Genomic DNA, 22,235 nt, shown 5'->3' with positions numbered 1-22,235 from the left:
GATGACTCGCTCCATGTCTGGGGACGATGTTAGTACTACCGCCACGTCGACCGGGTCGGCCAAGCTCAAGGTGAATAACCTGAATTTTCATTACGGTGATTTTCAGGCGCTGAAACAGATTTCCCTGGAGATTCCGTCCAACCAGGTTACGGCATTTATCGGCCCCTCCGGTTGTGGCAAGTCGACACTGCTCCGCTGTTTCAACCGTATTCATGATCTGTATCCGGGCCTCAGGACCGACGGCGAGATTCTGCTCAATGGGCAAAACATCAATGACAAGCGCATTGATATTCATCTGCTGCGTGCCCGCATCGGTATGGTGTTTCAAAAGCCGACGCCCTTTCCGATGACGGTGTTCGATAACATCGCCTTCGGCGTCAAGCTATACGAGCGGCTGTCCTCGCGAGATATGGAAGAGCGGGTCGAATGGGCTCTGAAAAAGGCAGCGCTGTGGGATGAGGTCAAGGACAAGCTCAGGAAAAACGGCCAGTCCCTGTCGGGTGGACAGCAGCAGCGACTGTGTATCGCGCGTACCATTGCAGTGAAACCGGAAGTGATTCTACTCGACGAACCTACCTCGGCGCTGGACCCGATCTCGACAGGCTATATCGAAGACTTGATCAATGAGCTGAAGCAGGACTACACCATCGCGATGGTGACACACAACATGCAGCAGGCCGCTCGTGTGTCGGATGTCACGGCCTTCATGTATCTGGGCGAGATGGTGGAGTGTGGCCCGACAGATGGCATTTTCACGCATCCGGAGAAGAAGCAGACAGAAGATTACATAACGGGTCGTTATGGTTGATGCGTACTTTGCCGTGAAATAAATTATGATTTCTGTATAGTGACCTGCCACAGGGGATGCGATCAGCATCCCCTTTTTATTGGGCAAATCCTGTGCGTCGAGCAAGGGACCTCGTGTGATGAGGAAAGCAAACACGGGCTTTTTGTCTACAGTGAATAAGGTGTTGCTTGTGTTCTGCGACGTGCAGGCAATGCAAGTCACTCGATGCATCAATCATAAAAAAAGGACTTGAATCGCTTATGGCCACTCCAAGTCATGGACGTCAGAAGGTGTTTTACATCTCTGCACTGGTGATCACGCTACTGGTGATACTGGGGGCAGCCGTGCCCCAGCAGTTTGGCGATGCCGCCAATGCGGCACTCGGCTGGGTAAGCCACGTATTTGGCTGGTTTTACCTGATTTCGGTATTTGGTTTTGTGATTTTTCTGTTGTCCCTTGCGATCAGCAAGTATGGAAAGATTCGTCTTGGTCCTCAGGAAAGCAAGCCGACCTACAGCTTCTTTTCCTGGGTCAGTATGTTGCTGGCGGCAGGCTTCGGTGTGGGTCTGGTGTTTTACGGCATGGCCGAGCCGATGACTCATTTCATGAATCCGCCCTTTGGTGATGTCGAGGGACAGACGCCGGAGGCCGGACGCCTTGCCATTCAGTACGCCTTTTTCAATTGGGGCGTACATCAGTGGGCTGCCTTTGCCATCGTGGGGCTGATCATTGCCTATACCCAGTTTCGCAAGGGCCAGACGGGCATGGTGTCTACGGTTCTATCGCCTCTGACGGCCAGGCTGCCTCAGGGCAGGCGTATTGGTGATGCCCTTGACGTCTTTGCCGTTGTTGCCACGGTGATGGGGGTCGCTACCTCCATCGGTCTGGCAGTACTGCAGATCAATGGTGGACTGCATTTTGTCATGGGCGTGCCGGAAGGGTTTCTGTGGCAATTCATTATTCTGGCGATCATGTTTGCCTGCTACATGGCATCTGCGGCTTCGGGGCTGGACAAGGGAATCAAACGGCTTTCCAACCTGAATATGGCGCTATGTATCGGCCTGATGATCTATGTGCTCGTGACCGGCCCGACCATTGCCATTCTGCAGACCATTACCATGGGGATCGGAGATTATCTGCAGAACTTCATCGGAATGAGCCTTCGCATGTCGCCGTACGGTGGTGAAGACTGGGCCAGTTCGTGGACCGTCTTTTACTGGGCCTGGGTCATTGCCTGGTCTCCGTTTGTGGGTACTTTCATTGCGCGCGTATCGCGGGGACGTACCATCAAGGAGTATGTGTTCGGAGTGCTGATCGTGCCGCCGTTGCTGGCATGTCTGTGGATTGGTGTCTTTGGTGGTGCCGCCATTCATATGGATCTGGCGCAGGGTGCGCATCTGGCCGAGGCCACCAGTGACAATATCACGACAGCACTGTTCAAGATGTTTGATTTGATGCCGTTTTCCGGCGTGCTGTCCTTTGTCGCCGTTGTGCTCATTTTCATCTTTCTGGTGACGTCGGCAGATTCCGCGTCCTACATCGTGTCGCAGATGACGGATAATGGATCGCTTAACCCACCGCTTTACAAGCGTATTGTCTGGGGGGTGTTGATTGCAGCGATCTGTCTGACGCTGCTGGTGGCGGGTGGTCTCAAGGGGCTGCAGTCGGCCGCTGTGCTATCGGCATTGCCCTTCACGTTTATTGTTTATGCCATGCTTTATGTGCTGATGAAGGAGTTGCGAGCAGATCGTAGAAACATGTTGCGCCATTTGTACCGTCAACATGGTGAAACGCCCGTCGGGGCTGATATTTACGAGGCTGACGAGATGTCGGGCAGCGCGGATGAGCGGATCAAGCGGATCCCGCGGACGGTGAATCGTCGGATCAGGACCAGCCGCGACAGCAACTCGACCGATCAGGGGTAGCCGCAGGCATTAATGGACATCATATTAAAAAGCAATTGTCAGGGGACTCATGCCGGGTATTACCATGCGCGAGTTCGGGATGATTGTCCTGAATCCTGTGCTGTTCACTTAACGCATGCATCAGCACGACCCTTTTTGAATCCCGCACTCAGGTGCGGGATTTTTTTATAAGCTCCTTTAGCGTTCTCTTCTATGCTGAAAAAAAAGCAGAGAACAACGTGATGCGCTGGTTTGTTATCGGAAGTGCACTGCTGGTACTGGTGTCCTGGTATGGCCTCGGCCAGCCGACCCTGCGCTCGCTCGTTCCTGACGCCTATAATCCGTTGGTCCCATTGAATATCAATGATGAGGTGACGCCGTTGACGCGCTGGAAGCTTGAACGGTTGAAGCGGGATGATGGCGCCTGCCAGGCCGTACTGGCGCAGGCGGTCAAAACATCCGATATCGATGTAAGGCCTGTCGGCTCGTTTGAAGTACAGGGATGCCCGCTGAAGAACGTGTCACGCGTGTATCGTACTTCCGTGGCCTTCAACGCTTCCTTTCTGGCCAGCTGTCCGTTGGTTGTCAGTTGGCTGGTATTCGAGCGTCAGCGTCTTCAGCCAATAACACGCGACATGCTGGGTACGTCAGTAGCCCGGGTACGGCACTATGGAAGCTTTGCATGCCGTAATATCTATCATCGTGCCAATGCCCCTCGCAGTGAACATGCAAGTGCCTCCGCGTTTGACCTGGCGGCGCTTGAGCTGGCTGACGGCCGCCGTCTGGATCTGCTGACGGAGTGGCCGAGGGGTGATGCACGCAGCGAATACTGGCATACCCTGTTCAAGGGGGCCTGCGATATCTTCGGTACGTCTCTTGGTCCTGATTACAATCAGGCCCATGCCAACCATTTTCATCTGGGAACACGGCGCTTTGGTCTCTGTCGGTAATGAGCATCGGGCATGTTCGGGTGAAGTAACCCGGCCATCGGTCGTTATAACGGAAGTACTTCGCGCATCAACTGCACATAGGCCTGCGAGATCACGATGATGGAACCTTATCGCTCATACTCTTCGTATATCGATGTGCTTTCACAGTTCGTCAAACAACTGTCGGCGGCTGAACCTCACGCACTCGCAGTGCAGGATGATGACCCGAAAGGGCATTCGCCGGGGCATCTGAAAATGTATTTTCTGGACGGTGAAAAGCATTTCATCGGTGTGCTGGGCGTTTTGAAGGTTGATGCCGAACGGCTGCCACTCAATGGTTGTCTTCCAGGGGCGCCTGGCCACTATCCGGTACCTGAAGGTCTGCATGAGTACCTGATACGCACCATTGCGCAGCGGCTGGCCTGGAATCAGTACAGTGATCATGGGTTTGCGACCGAATGGTTGACGCATGGCCTGTGGGACACGCTGGCCTGCCGTCTTGAAAACAGTACTCAAATGCGTGATTACACCCCTGCATTTACCGAGCCGGGCTTCCCTTATCTTGCGCGGGTAACACTGGGCGGGCAGGGATATCGGTTCCAGATCATGGGGATGGAGGGTGACTTTCTGGTCGGGCGCCCGCTGCGTTCCTGTCATGTTGGTTCGGAGTCGCTTCCGGCGACCTTTCCCGGACGTGAATGGCTGGTGGAAGAGCAGGAGCAGGGGCAGGAGCGTCAGTTCATGTTCATGAGTGATTGTGCCTACCTTGTTCCCGAGGAGTGCGTCGACAAGCCGGCGACCTGGTTTGAAGCCCGCGCGCTGATGCCCATGGAGCAGGCCTGCCAGATATTTGCCCAGGTCGCCGGCCTGTCTTCCTATCTATACCAGGGGCGCATCGAGGTCGCGCCGGCTGTACCTGCAGACATGCCCGAAGCGGCATCGCGCTTCTGGCCAACGGCGATGGGAGTCACGGTACTGGGAGTGCTGACGGCTCTGACGATTATCGCCTGTCTCTGAGCGTTCCATCTTTTCTTGATGCATGATCGGGGGTATCCTGCCCGGTTTCCTGAATGTACTTTTCCTGCCTTGTCGTGCCGCTGGCACCAGGGGGCGGTATGCATCAACGGAGCGCATCATGGCACCACGCGTCGGAGTTATCATGGGGTCGGTATCTGACTGGCCTGTAATGGAGCATGCGACTCTCATGCTGGAACAGCTGGGGGTAGAATTCGAAACACGCGTTGTTTCGGCACATCGCACGCCGGATCTATTGTTCGAGTATGCACGTCAGGCGTCCGAGCGCGGCCTTGAGGTGATTATCGCCGGAGCAGGCGGGGCTGCCCATCTTCCCGGTATGGTGGCTTCCCAGACTTCTCTGCCGGTACTGGGCGTGCCGGTGGAGTCAAAGGCCCTGAATGGGCTTGATTCCCTGCTGTCCATTGTACAGATGCCGGGCGGCGTGGCCGTTGGTACACTGGCGATCGGCAAGGCTGGTGCGAAGAATGCCGGGCTGCTGGCGGCGCAGATTATCGGTACGCATGATCAGCAGGTGCGCCAGGCAGTCGATGACTTCCGTACCGAGCAGACCCGTAGCGTGCTGGATACGCCGGATCCGCGAGAACAGTGAGCGCGTACCCTCAGGGTACGCTTCTTTATCCCGCATCGTAATGTGAGCGCTCATGCATATTGGTATTCTGGGAGCTGGACAACTGGGCCGAATGCTGGCTTTGGCTGGCTACCCACTGGCAAATCGCTTCTCTCTTCTTGATCCTGCCGGCACCCCCAGCGCCGATATCGGTCGGATCATGACCGGTCAGGATGACGACACGCTGGCTGAATTTCTGGCCGGGGTGGATCTGGTAACCTATGAATTCGAGCATCTGGATACTGCTCTGGTCGAGCGTATCGAAGCGCACGTACCGGTGTATCCCTCGCGGCGTGCTCTGGCTGTCTGCCAGAATCGCGGCGATGAAAAGGCGCTTTTTTCTCACCTTTCGATCCCGACCCCTGAATGGCGGCTGGTAGGTAGTGCCACCGAGCTGGCCGAAGCAGTCAATGCGATGGGTGCACCGGTGGTCGCCAAATCCGTAACGGAAGGCTATGACGGCAAGGGACAGGCGGTACTCCATCATGCCGATGAGGCCGAGGCTGCCTGGAACAGCATCGGGCACACGCAGCTGGTGGTTGAGGCGTTTGTCGATTTCGTGCGTGAAATGTCCATCATTGCCGTGCGCAGTACGAGTGGAGAACTGGCTTTTTACCCCATGGCCGAAAACCATCATCACCAGGGAATCCTGCGTTACAGCATGGCGCCGCTGGCAGATATTTCCGATGATGTTCAGGCGCGTGCCGAGCACTACATTCAGCAGCTTCTTGATGAACTCGATTATGTGGGTGTGCTGGCGCTGGAGCTTTTCCAGCTGGCCGATGGCTCGCTTCTGGTCAATGAAATGGCTCCTCGTGTTCATAACTCGGGCCACTGGACGATGGACGGCGCGGTTACCAGTCAGTTTGAAAACCATCTTCGGGCCATTCAGGGCCTGCCTCTTGGGTCAACTCGTGCCCTGCATCCGACCTGCATGATCAATATCATTGGGCGGGAGGTGGATGCGAGCGAGATTCTGGCACATGAAGACGTGCATCTGCACCGCTATGGAAAGAGCGAGCGGGCCGGCCGCAAGCTGGGACACCTCAATGTCACGGCGCCAACACCTGATGAACTCAAGGCTCGTCTGGCGGAGGTTCATCCGCTGGTGCCGGATGTGCCGGCGCCGCGCTTTCTTGCCTGGGAGTCATCCCGAGAGGCATGACAATCCTTGAGCTGCTGAAACGCCCCGAAAACCGGGGCGTTTCAGCATGAGTCAGGCAAGGCAGCGCCTGATCATTCTGGAGAGCCGTTTCTCAATGACTTCAAAGCTTAACCAGGACAGGCCCAGAATGACCGGCAGACATGCCAGCAGTGTCATGGCGGGGCTGATGTCCAGTTGTCGTGTCAGAAGGTACTCACCGCTCCACAGTACAATGATATGTACCAGATAGACTGAATAGGACCAGTCGCCCAGCTGTTTCAACAGAGGCAGCCGCTGAAAGTGGGCTTCCAGTGAAATGGCACAGCCGACCAGCAAGGCACCGGGTACGCCCCAGGTCACCAGCCGATACGGTGACTGATCGTCGAACTTCAACATGAATGCCACTGCCAGCACCGCCAGCATCAGCGGAATCCAGCGCCCCTGTGGGATATAACCGCGTCGGTATATTACGCCAATGCCGATACCCAGGATAAATTCGTACATCATGGGATTGGTATAGAAGTTACTGATAAATGGCTGTTGTGCCAGCAGGGGACACATTACGGCCAACAGACCGGCGACCAGCCAGAGGCGATACCGCTCTCCTGCCACGAATGACAGGGCAAATATCACATAAAAAAGCATTTCGAAATTCAGTGACCATCCAACTGGCAAAATCGGATACAGGCCGAATCCACCCGGGTTCTGCGACGGTAGAAAGAAAAGAGAGTACAGCAACTCCCTCATGCTGACGCCATAGACCGGCATCACTTCGCCGGCAAAGGTGATAATTCCCGCCGTAATCAGGGTATAAAGCCAGTAGGCGGGTACGACTCTGGCCAGGCGATGGATCAAAAAGGTATGGGAGGCCATCTCCCGTCCTGCAGTGGAGATATAAATCACGAAACCACTGATGACAAAAAAGATATCCACACCAGCCTGGCCGCGCGTGGAAAGCAGGTGGCCGGTGGTGGTGGTGGCATTGAAGTCAAAAAAGACCTGCATGAAGTGATGAAACACTACCAGCCAGGCTGCGAAGGCGCGAAGGCCCTGTACCGAGATCAGCATGCGTTGGTTTCCTGTGGCCTGTCTGTTCGAGACAGGCTCAGACCACGGAAGCCGGTTGATGATCCATGCAGGCAGCGAAACGTAACATATCAAGACAGAGTGCTTTCACAGTGGGCGCTGCTGGCTGGCTGCCATATGTGCCTGCTGAAAACACTTGTGAACGTATTCGGGGGTAATGTTGTACTCGGCAAGTGTCGGCCACCGGATACTGATCCACTGGTCCTGCTCGTACAGCCGTGACGTTTCAAGCAGCAGGCCCAGTACTCCTTCATGGTGAAGCAGGGCGCTGCGGATATTGTCGTGCAGTGGAATGGCTTCCAGCAGCTGCTCCACGGGTATGGAAAAGAAGGCATCCAGGTAGGAGAAAAGCCCCACCATGAAAGCACTTTCCTGAGTATCCGAATCGAACTGGGCTGCCAGTTCAAAGGCCAGAAATGCACGGGTCAGTGCCATGTGAGGCAGTGCAGTGCCGGTCTGGCTGGTGCGCGTCAATGCCATCAGGCTTGCCAGGCTGCGTATTCGTTGCAGACCCAGAAGCAGAGTGGCCTGTCTGATGGAAACGATATCGGTCGCGCGCTGGTAGTAGGCGGAATTGACGAGCTTGAGAAGTTGCACACTGAGTGCCGGGTCTCTTTCGATGATACGGGTCACTTCAAGCGTTGTAACATCCGGGCTGTTCAACACCTTCAGAAGTTTCAGTATGCCCGCATGATTCATGTCGAGCTGTTTACCATGAACCGGAGCAGGTCTTGCCAGAAAATAGCCCTGAAAGAGGTCGATGCCTGCCTGCATGCACTGCTCATAATCGCTCTGTGTTTCTATTTTTTCGGCAAGCAGCAGCAGGGAAGGGTAGCGCCGTTTGAGCTGAATGACTGTTCTGATCAATGCGATATCGTCATAGACCGGGAAATCCAGCTTGACGATACGTACCCAGGGAAGAAAGGGGTGGTCTGCGTCGGTCTGGCTATAATCATCGAGTGCCAGCGTATAGCCTTGCTCGTACAGGTGTCGCAGTGCCTCGATATTCTCATCAGTGACATCAACGGTTTCCAGTACTTCGATCACCAGGTGTTCGGGTCTGAAGGGAAAGTCGCCGTGCAGGGTTTCTTCGGTGAAGTTGATATAGGCTTTAGTACCGTCACAGGCCTTTTCGATACCGGATTCGATGAATACGTTGGCAAGTACCGTTCCCGTGGCCTGGTTTCCATCCATGTCCAGTGGAAAGCAGCCGCTACCGTCAGCAGGTCGAAAAAGAAACTCATAGCCTTTAAGTGTCTTGTTGCGATCTACAATCGGCTGGCGTGCATAGAGCACAGTGCAGGGCATAAGGCTCTGTTCATCGACAGCTGGCATGGGGGGCTTCTCCGACAGATGCTTGTACGATATTTCGCTAATATCGGCACTATCTGTAACCGCTTGAAGAACGGCTGGCCCCATGCCAGCTTCCTGTGCCCTTGACCAGTCGGTTCAGCCGGTGGCGAGCAAGCCAGTCGTGCGCTCCACCTCTTCACTATCCATCAGAGCAATGGTCACCGGAACGGATTTACCGGCGATGGTATTACTGCGCTCGTCCCTGTTGGCGATCGGAATCAGTGCATTGGTCTCGGGATAATAACCTGCAATGCAGCCACGCGGAATATCATAGGGCACGACCTTGAACCCGGCCACACGACGTGGAATGTTATCTTCAGCCACGGCACTGAATGCAATCATGTTGCCTGCCTCAAGGCCGTGAGCCTCGATGTCTTCCGGGTTCATCATGGCGACCATCCGCGTTCCGTAGATATCACGGTAGCGATCATCCAGCGAATAAACCGTTGTATTGAACTGATCATGGCCACGGGTGGTAAGCAGCTGAAAGTAATCGGCGTCTGGGGGCGTCATGCCGGAATCCATTTTATCGGCATCGAACAGGAAGTTGGCTTTTCCGGAATCGGTCAGCCATACCCGTTCACGGGCAGCGTTATAGATATGAAAACCGCCAGGTATCTGAATGCGTTCATTATATCGAGGAAAGATGTCCGGAAAGACGGCTTCAATCCGGTCCCTGATACGAGAGTGATCCTCGGCCAGCCATGCCCAGTCGACCTTTGGGTGAACCGGCAGGGTAGCGCGGGCAATATCGCTGATAATCGTCACTTCCGAGCGCAGGTGAGGGGAGGCCGGTTCAAGTTCACCGGTTGAGGCATGCACCATGCACATCCCGTCTTCCACTGTACTGGCCTGTGCAACACCGGCCTTGATATCCCGCTCGGTCTTGCCAAGGCAAGGCAGGATATAGGCTTTTTTACCATGAACAAGATGGCTTCGGTTCAGCTTGGTGGAAATCTGAACCGTCAGATCCAGCTGGTTGATCGTTGCCTGTGCAACACGTTCCGGGTCGGGAATTGCGCGAAAGAAATTACCGCCCAGGCCAATGAACGCGGATACTTCGTTACGCATGATGGCCTCACAGCACAGGGCAACATCATGACCATGCTCACGAGGGCACTGGATCTCAAAGGTGCTGTCCAGGTTGTCCAGCATTTCCGTGGTTGGCTTGTGAAAGATTCCTACCGTGCGGTCACCCTGAACATTGGAGTGCCCGCGAACCGGGCAGGCACCTGCGCCGCGCTTGCCGATATTGCCGCCCATGAGCAGCAGGTTGATGATCTGGTGGATGGCATCACCACCGTAGCGGTGCTGGGTAATTCCCATGCCCCAGCAGGCAATGACGCGTTCGGACTTGCTGTAGCACTCGGCGGCTTCGCGAATGGCTGACTGGGTCATGCCTGAATGATGCTCGATGACCTCCCATGTCAGGGAGCGACAGTGCGCCATATAGGTTTCGAAGCCGTGCGTGTGGGCTTCGATGAATTCGTGGTCCAGTACTCGAGGCTCGCCACGCTGTTGCGCCTCATCATCCATTTCAATCAGTGCCTTGCACATGCCCTGAATGGCGGCAATATCACCTCCGATACGCAATTGATGATACTGGGCGCTGATCCTGGTGCCGTCGGGTTTGAGCATGTCGAGTGTGCTTTGCGGGTTGGCAAACTTGACCAGTGCCTTTTCCCGCAGCGGATTGAACGTGATGACACTGCCGCCACGCATGACCAGCTTGTGCAACTCGCCCATCATCCTTGGGCTGTTGGTACCGGTATTCTGGCCGAAAATGAAGATGGCATCGGCATAATCGAAATCATCGAGTGTGGTAGTAGCCTTGCCCACGCCAAGACTCATGGGAAGCGCCACGGTGGTGGTCTCATGACACATGTTGGAGCAATCGGGGAAGTTGTTGGTGCCATAGAGACGCCCCAGCAACTGAAACATGAATGCGGATTCATTGGAGGCGCGCCCCGAGGTGTAAAACTCTACCTGGTTGGGGTTGCCCACCTGCTGAAGAGTCGCGCCGATATCAGCCATGGCCTCATCCCAGCTGACGGCCTGATACCGATCACTGCTTGCGTCATAGCGCATTGGATGGGTCAGGCGTCCCTGATTTTCAAGCTCATGATCAGACCACTCGCGAAGCGCTGTCACAGTGTGCTGCTCGAAAAACGCCGGCGTGGTGCGCTTGTGTGTGGTTTCCCATGCAACGGCCTTGGCACCGTTTTCGCAGAATTCAGCCATGTGGGGTTTGGCTGGATCCGGCCACGCACAGCTTGGACAGTCAAATCCGCCGGGCTTGTTCATCTTGAGCATCAGTCGGTTGCCACGGAAGGGCACCTGCTGTCGAAGCATATGCTGTTCTACTGCCTTCAGGGCCAGCCAGCCGCCGCCGGGAGAAGATGATTTGTCCTGAGTACCCAGCATATCGGAAGAGGTTTTACTTGATGTCTCATCCATGAGCCACCTCACAAAAAGGGAAGAAATAAATAAAAGGAGCGCTCGGCTTCACGCCTGAAACCGAGCGCCTGCGGTATAAGACAACGCCGCAACAACGGTAGTGCCTTTAAATGTAGGTGGTCGGCGGCGTGATGACGAGCCGCATTCAGCACTTTTTGGTTAAAGTAGGGAAATCAAGGGTCGTTCGCACTACAGGAGAAGACTATGTCGCAGGTCGCGTTGATCACCGGATGCTCCAGTGGGATTGGGCTGGCTCTGGTGCAGCAGTTGGTGACGTTGAACTATCACGTGATTGCCACGGTGCGTCGTGAAGCGGATCTGGCTCGGATAACGGCGCTGGGAGCAGAAGGACGACTTCTGGATGTAACGGACGCTCAGGGGGTGGATGCCCTTGTTACTGACGTGGAGCAGCGTTACCAGGGACTGGATGTACTGATCAACAATGCTGGATTCGGCGCCATGGGGCCGGTACTTGATTTCGATGATAAGGCGCTGACCCATCAGTTCGAGGTCAATGTGATGGCGCCGGTGCGACTTGCTCGCGCCACACTGCTGCTTTTGAAGGCGCGTGGGGGGGTTGTTTTCAATATCGGGAGTGTCGCAGGGGAGGTCAGTTCTCCCTATGCTGGAGTGTACTGCGCATCGAAAGCAGCGCTTCACCGATTGAACGATGCCATGCGCATGGAGCTGGCTCCTCTCGGGGTCGACGTGGTGCTGGTACGGCCTGGCGCCATCGAGTCCCGGTTTGGGCAGCGAGCACGTCACGAGCTTTCGGGACGCCTGAAGGAAGACTCCCCGTGGCGGCCGTTTCGCGCCGGCATTGACAAGCGTGCAGGTTCTTCAGAACTCTTGAGCTCAACGCCGGCCTCTCGCCTGGCCGAAAAGGTTGCTTCAGCCCTTGCCGCGTCGCGCCGGCCAGCCATTATCCGTGTGGGTAATGGGGGGCTTGCGTTGCCGCTGTTGGCGCTGTTGCCACACCGGATGCGCGATTACTGGCTCAAGCGTTATTTCGGATTGAACGATGCTTCATCCTGATGGTGTGGGGGGCGGGATTCGGCACCGTATTCCATCTTCCACTGCTGCTGTCTTATCTGGGATTTCATGACGTCCAGCACTTCAATCATGACCTGCTCTATTTCACGATTGGCACTGGCATTATCCTCGATCCATGCATCAAAGCCGCTTTCAGCCATCGATTCGGCCAGATCCCGAAAGCGGCGCTGATTGACACGTTGTATGCTGCCATCCAGCAGACCGCATACTGCCTCGGTCAGACTTTGCTCCATGGCAGTTGCCAGCGTATCCCCCATTGGCAGCCGTTTAAGGCGATGCATGTCCGGATTTTCTGACAGGGTGTCGTGCACGAGACTGCGAACCATGCCGAGAATATCGGCCCGATGAGTACCGTAGGCCTGCAATATCAGGCGAATCGTACGGTCTGTCATGTCCTCGATAAGGGCCTGTTTACGAGGCAGCAGGACATCGCGGGTGATGCGGTCGGTCAGCTTGCCGTTGTCACTGAGTTCCGTCTGTACATTGCCAAGCATCTTGATGGCGACGCGATCGGTCAGCTCCTCCATCAGGATCTGGTAATACTTGTAGCAGAACTGATAGACCGACCATTGCCTTACATTGATGGTGCCCATGCGTTGAAGTCGAATCAGCAGACTGACCACACGCAGCACTCTCAATACCCTGAATCCGCTGACCGGAATACAGCCCAGGACGTCATACCAGTGAATGAAGGGATAGAAGAACCATCGGTGATAACGTCTTTCTCGAATAGCAACAAGCCAGCCCGCCAGTACATCAAGTGCCAGCAGGGCAACAAAATACAGGTCGATCGTGGTGAAGTTCGCGTGCATCCAGGCGGCGGTAGACTGAAGGCTGGCTGGTCCCAGGTCTACAAGAGCATGTACCGGGCCAAGGGCGTATAACGTATCGAGCAGGATGAGCAGCAGGTTAAGCCCAACAACCACTACAATGATGGTGTCCCACCAGGCATGAAAGGCATCCTGGGCTGCAGGTCGGGTAATGCGGGACGGGGGCATTCAAAAGCTCCGAAGTAAAAGGGACATTACTGCCGACAGTCTAGCGCGTCAGGCATGGAGCTGCCCGTATCCTCCATGAATGATCACGAGATATAACATTTCTTCATAAGAAGACATGCTGTGAGGCACTATTAAATATGAGTATAAGGTGATAAAGGATTTTTAAAGTGGCGTAAGCGGTCTAAAGTAACAAATATATTTCGCCAGGAGAGGCAGTCATGACAAAAATCAAAAACAGTGTACGCTCTGCTTCAGGCACAGCCTATATTTGCCACTGGCATACGCCGGAGCAAAAGGTATTTTGTCGTCGTGAGCGACATTCGTTACATCCTCGGCGTTTCAGCGCCCTGCAGGAAGAGACCGACTTGTCTTCTCCGCCGATGTCCAATCATCCCGTGGCCAAAAGAAAGCCATCGGATGCGTCCGAGAAGTGATACGTCCATCAGGTGGTTGACCGCGTCAGTTCAAGAACCGTGACTGACGCGGATGTGCTTCATGCAGGGGCATTGTGGATGTAACGGCAGGACGCCGGTACTTTTATTATTCAAAAGGCTTGCGCCCTGCTTCCTGAACGCGCAGATACAGGCGGAGGATTGTCAGAGCTGTCGCAAGGGCAATCGTGCATTCATCAAGGGTGTCTTCCAGTAGTTTTCGTCTTTCCGGCGTCAGGGGTTCTGTCATTAATGTCAGTGTGCCGGGTGATGCCTGGTCGCTGTCGATGGTTCTTGATAGTGTGCAGTCTGACTGTGCATGCTGCTCCGTGCCCCAGTGCACGCGCAGAGGCTGAGCCAGCTCGGTAATGGGAAGTGTCAGCGTTCCGCTGGTATCAGTGAAGCAGCCTGGCAACTCCTGAGTCACGCCGGCCCTGAACATTTCGATGGTTGTCGCAGCCGCAAGGCGTGAGCGGAGGGCGTGCAGCCGTTGCCGGTATCGTTCCTTTTCCCTGCAAAGCTCTGTCGACTGTGCCAGTGACTGCTCTGCGCAGACCCGCTCCTGAGTGTCGGTAACAATGGCAAACAGCATGTTTCCGCCATTGATATGAATCGGACTGATACGAATATCTACTGCACGATGTTCTCCATTGGCCAGACAGTGCGTGGTCTCAAAGCGCGCTATCGAGTTCAGTTGTGCCTGCAGCAATCGCCGTTTGACGTCCTCATGATTCCCGCCGTTGAGCGTTTGTATCGACATGCCCTGCAGGGTACGCAAGGCATACCCATAATATTCGGAAGCCGCTGGGTTGGCATCGATGATCTGGCCATCGAGCGGGTTGATCAGTAATTTAATGGCATTGCCGCCGGTAAAAAGGCCTCGGTAGAGGGCTTTATTTTCCCGTAAATGTTCTCTGGCGTAGTGCTGTTCATCAATGTCACTGACCTGCACCAGAAACAGGGGCTCATTACTCAGTGGCATGATATTCCATTCGGTCCAGCGCGGCTTATACACCCCGGTATCAAGCCGGTATTTTCCGGTAAATGGTGACAGGGCGGCCTCCTGACCCAGAGGCAGCTGTTCGAGATAATCGTTCCAATCAATGGCCAAACGACGAGCGTCCGGCCCGGAAGCCTGCTCAAAGAGGCTGATGGCCGGGTTGATCTCTTCACCATACAGTTGCTGCAATGGAGAATTGGTCTGATGAGGGGCGCCCGTGGTATCTATCATTGCCATGCCATCGGCCGATGCATCAAATATGGCTCTGAAGCGGTTATTCATGGCCTGAAATGCAAGCTGCGTGGGCTTGCGTTCATTGATGATGGTGACGGTGCCCACTACATGCACAGGATGCATCATGGCATCCCGTGACATCACCTGCCCCTGCGCTTCGACCCACACCCACTGACCGTTGGCGTCAAGCACTCTGTATTCATGCTGGATCGGCGGGCCTTCATCATATAAATGACGATGAATAATCTGCTTGAATTCGGCCCTGTCGTCCGGATGAATCTGCCCCAGTGTTTTTTCAATGCTGCCATCCAGCATGTCGCTGTTTTGATAACCCAGCAGGCGATGCCAGTGCTGGGAGTAATCAAGCCTGTCCTGGTCTGGGTTGTATTCCCAGATGCCGGTGCGAGCATTTTCCAGCGCAAAGTGATAATCGCGTTTCAGCCTGTCCAGTGAGGCCCGGGTTTCCTGAAGCTCGGTAAAGGGTTGTTTCAGGCTTGAGCCCAGTGTGGCCTGGCATACCAGGCCATAAGCAATCAGCTTGTAAACATGACCAAGCAGGCTGTACCCATCATAGGATGCGGCGTAGAGGGTAAAGCAGACTTCTGACAACGCAGTAATGAAGGCCGCACTGGCCAGTTGTTTGTTGTTGACGTATTTCGACAGCCTTTCGTTTTTCATGAGAAAGACGCCTGCCATGAGACTGGTAACTACCAGTACCCACTCCATGACTATCTTGAAAGTGCTCAGCCCTTCACCCTGGTTATAGAGAAGGGGGATGCGGTCGTGATGGTAGATGAGGCCAGCCAGCACCAGAGCAAGTAAGGCACTACCTATAAGTAATCCGAACAGCCAGCGCGATGATGGCCACCGCTCAACACTGGAGATCCCCACCATCAACAATGCGCTGATGGCAAGAAAGCGCCCTGTTGCCCCAAGGTATAGCGTGACGTTGATATCGGTGATGCCGGGTAATAGGGCAAGCCCTGGAAATGACAGGGCATGAGCAAGGTTGAAGCCTGCCGCCAGCCCATAAAGGACGCCCATTACCAGTAACGCCGCAGGAACCGTGCGTTGGTATCCTGTGAACAGGCAGAGGGTGACCATGAGCGCCATCAGGGTAGCCATTATTTCGATGACGGCATGCCAGGCAGCATAATGTGGAGGAATCCAGGTGCCCTGGACGCGGGACAGCCACAAAAAGCCGATCAATGCCATCAGAAGGATTGCCGGCAGCAGCAGGTAACGAAAGCTGGCAGACTGCAGGCGGTAGCCGGATGCCCTGGAGCTGAAAGGGTAGCTCATAGATAAATGCCCTGATTAAAGAGGCCGTTCATTAAAGAAATGTTAATGTAGTTTATCAAAGCAAAAGGACTCACAGGATTTTTTGAGTGTTACCGGGATGCTCTTACACTCTGAAGTTTCAAGTGTGCCGTTTCAGATAAATCGCTCCCAGCCCAAGAGAGCGAACGGCCGTGAACAAGGTAAATGACAGCCATAGCCCGGTATTGGCCAGAGATTGCGTAACATACCAGCAGGCCATATAGGCCATCAGAGCGATAATCATGGTATCCCTCATTGCTCTTGTATCGGTCAGACCGATAAAAACTCCATCCAGCAGGTAACTCCATACGGCGACCAGTGGCATGACAACAAGCCACGGCAAAAAGCTGACAGCTGTTGCCGTCACTGGTGCCAGACCCGTCATCAGGCTGATGAACCATGGGCCTGCGAGCCAGAACAGAAGTGCAGCCCCAGTTGCTGTCAGTATCGAGAACCATGTACAGGCAACGATGTGGTGGGACATGAGTGTTTTATCATTTTTTCCTGCGGCTTCCCCCACGAGTGCCTCTGCGGCACTGGCAAAGCCATCCAGGCCGTAGGACGTCATCATGACCAGCTGCATGAGAATGGCGTTGGCGGCAAGTGTTGTTGTATCGATGCGTGCGCCCTGTGCCGTAAAGAAGGCCATTGCAGACAGTAGACACATCGTGCGCACAAAAAGGTGGCGGTTGACGTGAAAAAGAGGAGCGTAGGCCCTGAGTCTGGACAGTAACTCGATACTCCAGGTGCCGGGAATGCGCTTCAGCTGTCGCATGGCGAGCCAGAGTCCTGTCGCACAGGCGCAATAATCTGCCACCACTGATGCCAGTGCTACGCCGTTACTGGTCATGTCGAGTCCGACAACAAGGATCAGATCCAAAACGATGTTAATACTGTTGGTCAATACCATGATCAACAGAGTGACTCGGCTGTTCTGCTGGCCCAGAAACCATCCTATCAATGCATAGTTGACCAGCACCGCTGGTGCCGAGCATATTCGTATATAAGCATATCCATTTGCCAGCTCACGCGTATCAGGGGCACCGCCCAGCAGATCGAGCCCTGCAGTAATCAGTAGCGGCGAGAGGGCAATCAGGATGAGGCCAAGTATCAGCGCAATGATCAGCGACTGGCCCAGCAGGTGTCGAAGGCTTTTGGTATCGCCACGGCCATGGGCCTGCGACGTCAGGCCGGTGGTTCCCATGCGTAGAAAACCGAATCCCCAGAACAGAAAGCTGAACAGGGTGGCGCCCAGTGTTACGGCGGCCAGATATCGGGCATCACTCAGGTGCCCCACCACGGCAGTGTCCACCAGTCCCAGCAGGGGGACCGTTATGTTGGAGAGAATGATGGGCCAGGCCAGGCCCCACACGCGCTGAGTCGCAGCAGGAAGGAAACTCACGTCTGTAGTCCATGGTAAAACGAGTGGCATATGCAGGAAGACATGCGGCCGGGCAGGTCCGTGCTTTTGTAATATAACAAGAATGTATTTAACATCGTGTCAATTACTACAAAAACACTGTTCATGCGTGACCAGCCGCCGACTGCTCCAAAGGGGCAATACTGACATATTCTCGCCCTTGCCCTCCCGGAAAACTGGAACGATTCAAGCTGTCACGCCTTTATTTCATTCAAAAAGGGGCACAACAATGAATAACGTGATTTCACCGAAGCAGCTGCGGCCTTTGGCACTGTCCAGCTCACTGGTCTCAGGGCTGCTGCTGGCCTCGACGGCTCAGGCAGGGACCGTGACGGATGTTGATCTGACATCGGCAGGGATCATCTTGCCGACAACCAATATCTCGCTGTATGACAATGCTGCTACTGGTGTACGGCTCAGCGGCGGATTGACGGTTCACGGTTTTGCAGCCGGCACGCGCAATGCCAACTTCGGTGGTACACGGGAAGGGGCGCAGCCGGATAAGGGCCCGGACTGGTGGGAAGCAGCCGTTATCCCGAGTCTGGCAGGTGAAGTTGATCTGCCTGAGAGCAGGGGTACCCTGTTCGGGGGCGTTTCCGGCAGCTATGGTCTGACACGGGGCAATGCCCATGGCGATGTCGACGGCGCAACACCGGGTCATCCAGAAGAAGCCCGTCTGAAAAAATCCTACCTGGGGTGGCGCAGCGGCGACATGCTGACAGATTCACTGGGTGAGGATGCCATTACCTTTTCCTTTGGCCGACAGACCTTCCAGTTCGGTGATGGATTTCTGGTTGGTGATGCCTATAGCGATACCGGCAAGAACGCTGTGTACTACATCGGCCCGGGTGACGAATTTCAGTCCAGCGCGGTGTTGTCACTGGAAAGCCAGGGCTGGCATGGTGATCTGTTTCATCTGAAGGCGCATCAATACGTCAGCGGCGGCTCCGATCAGGATACGTCGTTGAACGGGGTTAACGTGGACTATACCCTGGGAGATCGCGCCAAATTCGGTGCGGCATATCTTGATATCTACGACAGTGATATTGATGCCCGCGATGGCATGGAAGTCTATAACCTGCGTGCCAAGGGCATCCCTCTGGCATCGCTACCCGGCCTTGCGCTCGGCGGCCAGTATGTATACGAGACCAACAACAGACAGAATGTCGATGATCACGCCTGGTACGGGCAGGTTACCTATACCTTCCTCAATACACCCTGGACGCCCGAAATTGCCTATCGCTACGCTGAATTCAGCCAGGGTTATGATCCATTGTTTTATTCGTTCGCCGGTGGGTGGGGCAGCTGGTACTTCGGGGAAGTGGTCGGTGAGTACATGCTGTTCAACTCCAATCTGAAAGTGGACATGGTGAAGGCATCGATCAGGCCTCATGAGTCGCTTGAAACCGGCCTGATTGGCTATCGTTTCCGCTACGATGAAACTCCGCAGGGTATTTCCAGTCGTGATTTTGCCCGAGAGGTAGATCTTTATGCCGACTGGACCGTCACGGATCACTTCAGCATTTCCGGCGTGTACGGTGTGGCCTTTCCGGACGATGGAGCGAAGCAGAGTGGTCTTTATGATGACCACACATCGCAACTCGTCGAGCTGTTCGCAACCTATAGTTTTTAGGCAGTGTTGGACATGAAAGGGCCGCCCATCGAGGCGGCCCTTTCATGTCCGGAGCGCTGGTTTTTCAGCCGGCAACCACAATGCGTTGATACTTTTCCATCAGCTGATCCCGGGTCTCTTCATGCTCGGGGTCAAGCGGTATGCAGTCTACCGGGCATACCTGCTGGCACTGAGGTTCATCAAAGTGACCGACACACTCGGTACACAGCCCGGGATCGATCACATAAATTTCTTCGCCCGGTGAGATGGCATCATTGGGGCATTCCGGTTCACAGACGTCACAGTTGATGCATTCGTCGGTGATCATCAAAGACATGACAGTTACCTCACGGTAGCAGGCAGCGCGCGATACGCTGCCGTATGAAGACAACAGGGAGGCACTTAGTGATAGTGCTCCTGAAGCGCGCGAGCCACCCGGGGGTGCACCAGCGCAGTTACATCTCCGCCCAGACGCGCAATTTCACGCACGATGGTCGACGAGATGTAGGAGTTTTGTACTTCCGGCGTCAGGAACAGACTTTCTACATGAGGCGCCATGGCACGGTTCATGTTGGCCAGCTGCAGTTCGTATTCAAAGTCCGAAACGGCGCGCAGGCCACGTAGAATGATACGCCCGTGGTGGTGCTCGATGAGCTCGGTCAGCAGGCAACTGAACCCTACCACTTCGACATTGTCCAGGCTTTCAAGCACATCACGCGCCAGCTGGACACGTTCGTCCAGTGACAACGTCGGTTTCTTGCCGGGGCTGGCGGCCACGGCCACCACGATTTTATCAAACAGGCGTGCTGCTCGTTCGATCAGATCAGTGTGGCCATTGGTGATGGGATCAAAGGTCCCTGGATACACCGCAATATTCATTACGCGCCTCGCTGGTAGTCTCGCGCTGCAACAGTCAGTGACGCCAGGCAGCGCGGTCCGGGCCAGTTATTTGTCGTTCAGATGTCCAAAGGGATTGTCGACGTTGAACGATACCGGGTTGGCATAACCGGGTATCTTCAATCCGGCACTGTCCATGGACAGCTCAGGGCCCTCGAGTACCCCTTCGCCGAACTGATAGGTCGGCTTGAAGTGTCCGCCATGTGATGCATTCTCATGGGCTGCGCTGCGTTCAAGTGTCCTGTCACGGCGGCTTCGCCATGCCGTCATGGCGGCCTCGCCATGGCGCAGGGTCATCAGGCGTTCGGTCACATCCGGTGACAGCAGGGGAGCCGTAGCGTTATTGCCGCCAAACCCCTTGGCATTGATAAAGCTGACATCTGCGGTAAAGGCCTTTGGCGTAGTGAAAAAATCGAGTTTTTCAGCGAAGACATCATCCGCTACCTGGTCAAGGGTGGGGATGCCGGGAATCATGCCAAAGGCAAAGGTTCCCAGTGCGCTGGCCATCTGATCTCCGGCAGCGCTGCCCTGGGAATGGCCGATAAAGGCCTTGATGGCTGCAACCGGCCAGTTCTCGATGCCAAAGGCTCGCGCCACCATATCCATGACGTGCGATTCGGACGTCCTGTTCTTGGGAGTGCTGGTCCCATGGGCATGAATGTAGCTGCGATGGCGTACGGCGTCATCCCCCAGCAGATCCCTGGCCAGTGCCACACTCTTGCCAAGGGTCAGGTAGTTACCGATACCCGGTGCCGAAATGGAGCGCTTCCAGCCATCGGCATTAACGAAGACATCCGGCACGCTGCCAAGCACCTGGGCACCCATTTCAAGCGCCAGACTGTCGTCCATCAGCAGGATGAACTGAGAAGCCTCTGCGATGGTAAAGCCGCAATTGCGTGCAAAGGGACGGCTGGCGCGCTGATAATCGGCATCGGTCAGCAGCTCCAGAGCATCCAGAGCCTTCAGGCTGGCATCATCTGCCAGTGCGCTCATGACACGGAACCCTTCGACGACCTCCGGGGTGATCGGAGCATCCGAGGTGCCGACCATGACCACACGCCGACGGCCCTGTTTGATGTCTTCAACGCCCAGGCGCAGGTTGTACAGGAAGGTAGCGCAGGCACCCAGCATGGAGCCTGTCGTTCCCACGCTGCCCAGAACGTAGGCATTGATGAAATCGGCCGGCATCTGGCCGTATCCCAGCGGCATCTGCTTGGACGTGGCACGCTGTCCTGTCACGAAGCTTTGCAGCAGGCCACCCCAGCCGTTTTGATCGAGCTGACCGATGGAGTTGCCGGCATAAACGGCCACGGCATCCGGGTCGAGTCGGTCAATGATGTCCTGCCATTCAAGCCCGCTCTGTCCCAGACAGTCTGATGCTCCAAAGATGGACATGGCCAGCCCGCGCGGGTGATGCACACTGCGGTAGAAGGAAGCCGGTTCAAACCCGGTGGGTAATTGTCCGGCACTTTTCACCAGAGCGTCACGTTGCTCCGGCAACATGACATCCAGTGGGCCAGCCGGCACGGTCACTTCCACCTGACGCCTGTCGATCTCTCGCACCTGCCAGTGGGCCGGCGTCGGCGTAGGGAGCTGTCGACGGCTGAGCACGAAGGTCAATGGTGTGTCGAGCGACAGACCGGCCTTTTTGGCGGATGAAATGCCGTCATCGCCGAATTGAGGATCCTCGATCCGACGAATATTGGTATGAGTCAGGATCCAGTCGCGATGCTGAGCAATCAGACTTGCTTCATCCAGTGCATTGCCCTGGGTGTCGCGCCACTGATCGGCTTCGCGTGTGGCCAGGGCCATCAGTGATGCCAGGCCCAGAAGCGTATGATGCTGTGATGCCGTGGGGAGGGCGTCAAGCACGGTGCGCTGATAGGATTGATGACTCGAGGTTCTGCCGGCAGCGTTGATGCCGCCCATGCCGACGATCACCGGTAACTGTGACAAGCCGCGTCC

General features: G+C 55.3%; 18 protein-coding genes. 9 read left to right on the top strand and 9 right to left on the bottom strand.

Annotated elements, in window-relative coordinates:
- Positions 1-13 precede the first annotated feature (13 nt).
- From pstB to OQ287_RS11985, 6 genes are all read left to right on the top strand, one after another.
- Positions 14-808: a phosphate ABC transporter ATP-binding protein PstB gene (gene pstB, locus OQ287_RS12010; RefSeq protein WP_250939157.1), complete on the top strand. Its 795-nt coding sequence runs from the start codon at positions 14-16 to the stop codon at positions 806-808.
- 239 nt (positions 809-1,047) lie between these two features.
- Positions 1,048-2,712 carry a BCCT family transporter gene (locus OQ287_RS12005; RefSeq protein ID WP_265896587.1) on the top strand — a complete coding sequence of 555 codons (1,665 nt, stop codon included), beginning with the start codon at positions 1,048-1,050 and terminating at the stop codon, positions 2,710-2,712.
- A 221-nt stretch (positions 2,713-2,933) separates the two neighbouring features.
- On the top strand, positions 2,934-3,641 hold the full coding sequence (locus OQ287_RS12000) for an extensin-like domain-containing protein (RefSeq protein WP_265896671.1): 708 nt from the start codon (positions 2,934-2,936) through the stop codon (positions 3,639-3,641).
- Positions 3,642-3,737: 96 nt separating this feature from the next.
- Complete coding sequence (locus OQ287_RS11995) at positions 3,738-4,637, top strand: hypothetical protein (RefSeq protein WP_265896586.1); 900 nt, start codon at positions 3,738-3,740, stop codon at positions 4,635-4,637.
- 118 nt (positions 4,638-4,755) lie between these two features.
- On the top strand, positions 4,756-5,247 hold the full coding sequence (gene purE, locus OQ287_RS11990) for a 5-(carboxyamino)imidazole ribonucleotide mutase (RefSeq protein ID WP_265896584.1): 492 nt from the start codon (positions 4,756-4,758) through the stop codon (positions 5,245-5,247).
- A gap of 52 nt (positions 5,248-5,299) precedes the next feature.
- A complete protein-coding gene (locus tag OQ287_RS11985) occupies positions 5,300-6,430 on the top strand; it encodes a 5-(carboxyamino)imidazole ribonucleotide synthase (RefSeq protein ID WP_250938927.1) in 1,131 nt (376 codons plus the stop codon).
- 51 nt (positions 6,431-6,481) lie between these two features.
- Here OQ287_RS11985 and OQ287_RS11980 read toward each other — a convergent pair whose 3' ends face one another.
- The 3 genes from OQ287_RS11980 to OQ287_RS11970 all read right to left on the bottom strand — a co-directional run bounded on the left by OQ287_RS11980 (position 6,482) and on the right by OQ287_RS11970 (position 11,305).
- On the bottom strand, positions 6,482-7,477 hold the full coding sequence (locus OQ287_RS11980; protein WP_250938929.1) for an acyltransferase family protein: 996 nt from the start codon (positions 7,475-7,477) through the stop codon (positions 6,482-6,484).
- A 105-nt stretch (positions 7,478-7,582) separates the two neighbouring features.
- The gene (locus tag OQ287_RS11975; protein ID WP_250938931.1) at positions 7,583-8,830 is read right to left on the bottom strand and encodes an EAL and HDOD domain-containing protein; all 1,248 of its coding nucleotides are present in this window, start codon (positions 8,828-8,830) and stop codon (positions 7,583-7,585) included.
- Between the two features lie 114 nt (positions 8,831-8,944).
- Positions 8,945-11,305 (bottom strand): FdhF/YdeP family oxidoreductase, encoded by a 2,361-nt coding sequence (locus OQ287_RS11970; RefSeq protein ID WP_265896581.1) that lies wholly within the window; start codon positions 11,303-11,305, stop codon positions 8,945-8,947.
- Between the two features lie 204 nt (positions 11,306-11,509).
- Here OQ287_RS11970 and OQ287_RS11965 point away from each other — a divergent pair, with 204 nt between their 5' ends.
- A complete protein-coding gene (locus OQ287_RS11965) occupies positions 11,510-12,340 on the top strand; it encodes an SDR family NAD(P)-dependent oxidoreductase (protein ID WP_265896580.1) in 831 nt (276 codons plus the stop codon).
- Here OQ287_RS11965 and OQ287_RS11960 read toward each other — a convergent pair.
- Positions 12,310-13,356, bottom strand: coding sequence for an ion transporter (locus OQ287_RS11960; protein ID WP_265896579.1), 1,047 nt, complete (start codon positions 13,354-13,356; stop codon positions 12,310-12,312). The genes OQ287_RS11965 and OQ287_RS11960 overlap by 31 nt on opposite strands.
- A gap of 218 nt (positions 13,357-13,574) precedes the next feature.
- Here OQ287_RS11960 and OQ287_RS11955 point away from each other — a divergent pair, with 218 nt between their 5' ends.
- Positions 13,575-13,790, top strand: coding sequence for a hypothetical protein (locus OQ287_RS11955; protein WP_250938939.1), 216 nt, complete (start codon positions 13,575-13,577; stop codon positions 13,788-13,790).
- Positions 13,791-13,896: 106 nt separating this feature from the next.
- Here the strand turns inward: OQ287_RS11955 and OQ287_RS11950 are convergent, their stop codons facing one another.
- Positions 13,897-16,323, bottom strand: coding sequence for an MASE3 domain-containing protein (locus OQ287_RS11950; RefSeq protein WP_265896578.1), 2,427 nt, complete (start codon positions 16,321-16,323; stop codon positions 13,897-13,899).
- Between the two features lie 118 nt (positions 16,324-16,441).
- Positions 16,442-17,743, bottom strand: coding sequence for an MATE family efflux transporter (locus OQ287_RS11945; protein WP_265896577.1), 1,302 nt, complete (start codon positions 17,741-17,743; stop codon positions 16,442-16,444).
- 247 nt (positions 17,744-17,990) lie between these two features.
- Here OQ287_RS11945 and OQ287_RS11940 point away from each other — a divergent pair, with 247 nt between their 5' ends.
- Positions 17,991-19,394 (top strand): alginate export family protein, encoded by a 1,404-nt coding sequence (locus OQ287_RS11940; protein WP_265896576.1) that lies wholly within the window; start codon positions 17,991-17,993, stop codon positions 19,392-19,394.
- Positions 19,395-19,458: 64 nt separating this feature from the next.
- On the opposite strand, the gene OQ287_RS11935 is transcribed toward OQ287_RS11940, so the two are convergent.
- From OQ287_RS11935 to OQ287_RS11925, 3 genes are all read right to left on the bottom strand, one after another.
- A complete protein-coding gene (locus tag OQ287_RS11935) occupies positions 19,459-19,710 on the bottom strand; it encodes a YfhL family 4Fe-4S dicluster ferredoxin (protein ID WP_250938946.1) in 252 nt (83 codons plus the stop codon).
- 65 nt (positions 19,711-19,775) lie between these two features.
- Positions 19,776-20,252 carry a pantetheine-phosphate adenylyltransferase gene (gene coaD, locus OQ287_RS11930; protein ID WP_250938948.1) on the bottom strand — a complete coding sequence of 159 codons (477 nt, stop codon included), beginning with the start codon at positions 20,250-20,252 and terminating at the stop codon, positions 19,776-19,778.
- Between the two features lie 66 nt (positions 20,253-20,318).
- Positions 20,319-22,199 (bottom strand): beta-ketoacyl synthase, encoded by a 1,881-nt coding sequence (locus OQ287_RS11925; RefSeq protein ID WP_265896670.1) that lies wholly within the window; start codon positions 22,197-22,199, stop codon positions 20,319-20,321.
- Positions 22,200-22,235: the final 36 nt, after the last annotated feature.

Source organism: Larsenimonas rhizosphaerae, from assembly GCF_026240105.1.
Taxonomy (GTDB): Bacteria; Pseudomonadota; Gammaproteobacteria; order Pseudomonadales; family Halomonadaceae; genus Larsenimonas; species Larsenimonas rhizosphaerae.
This window is presented reverse-complemented; position numbering and strand designations above follow the sequence as displayed.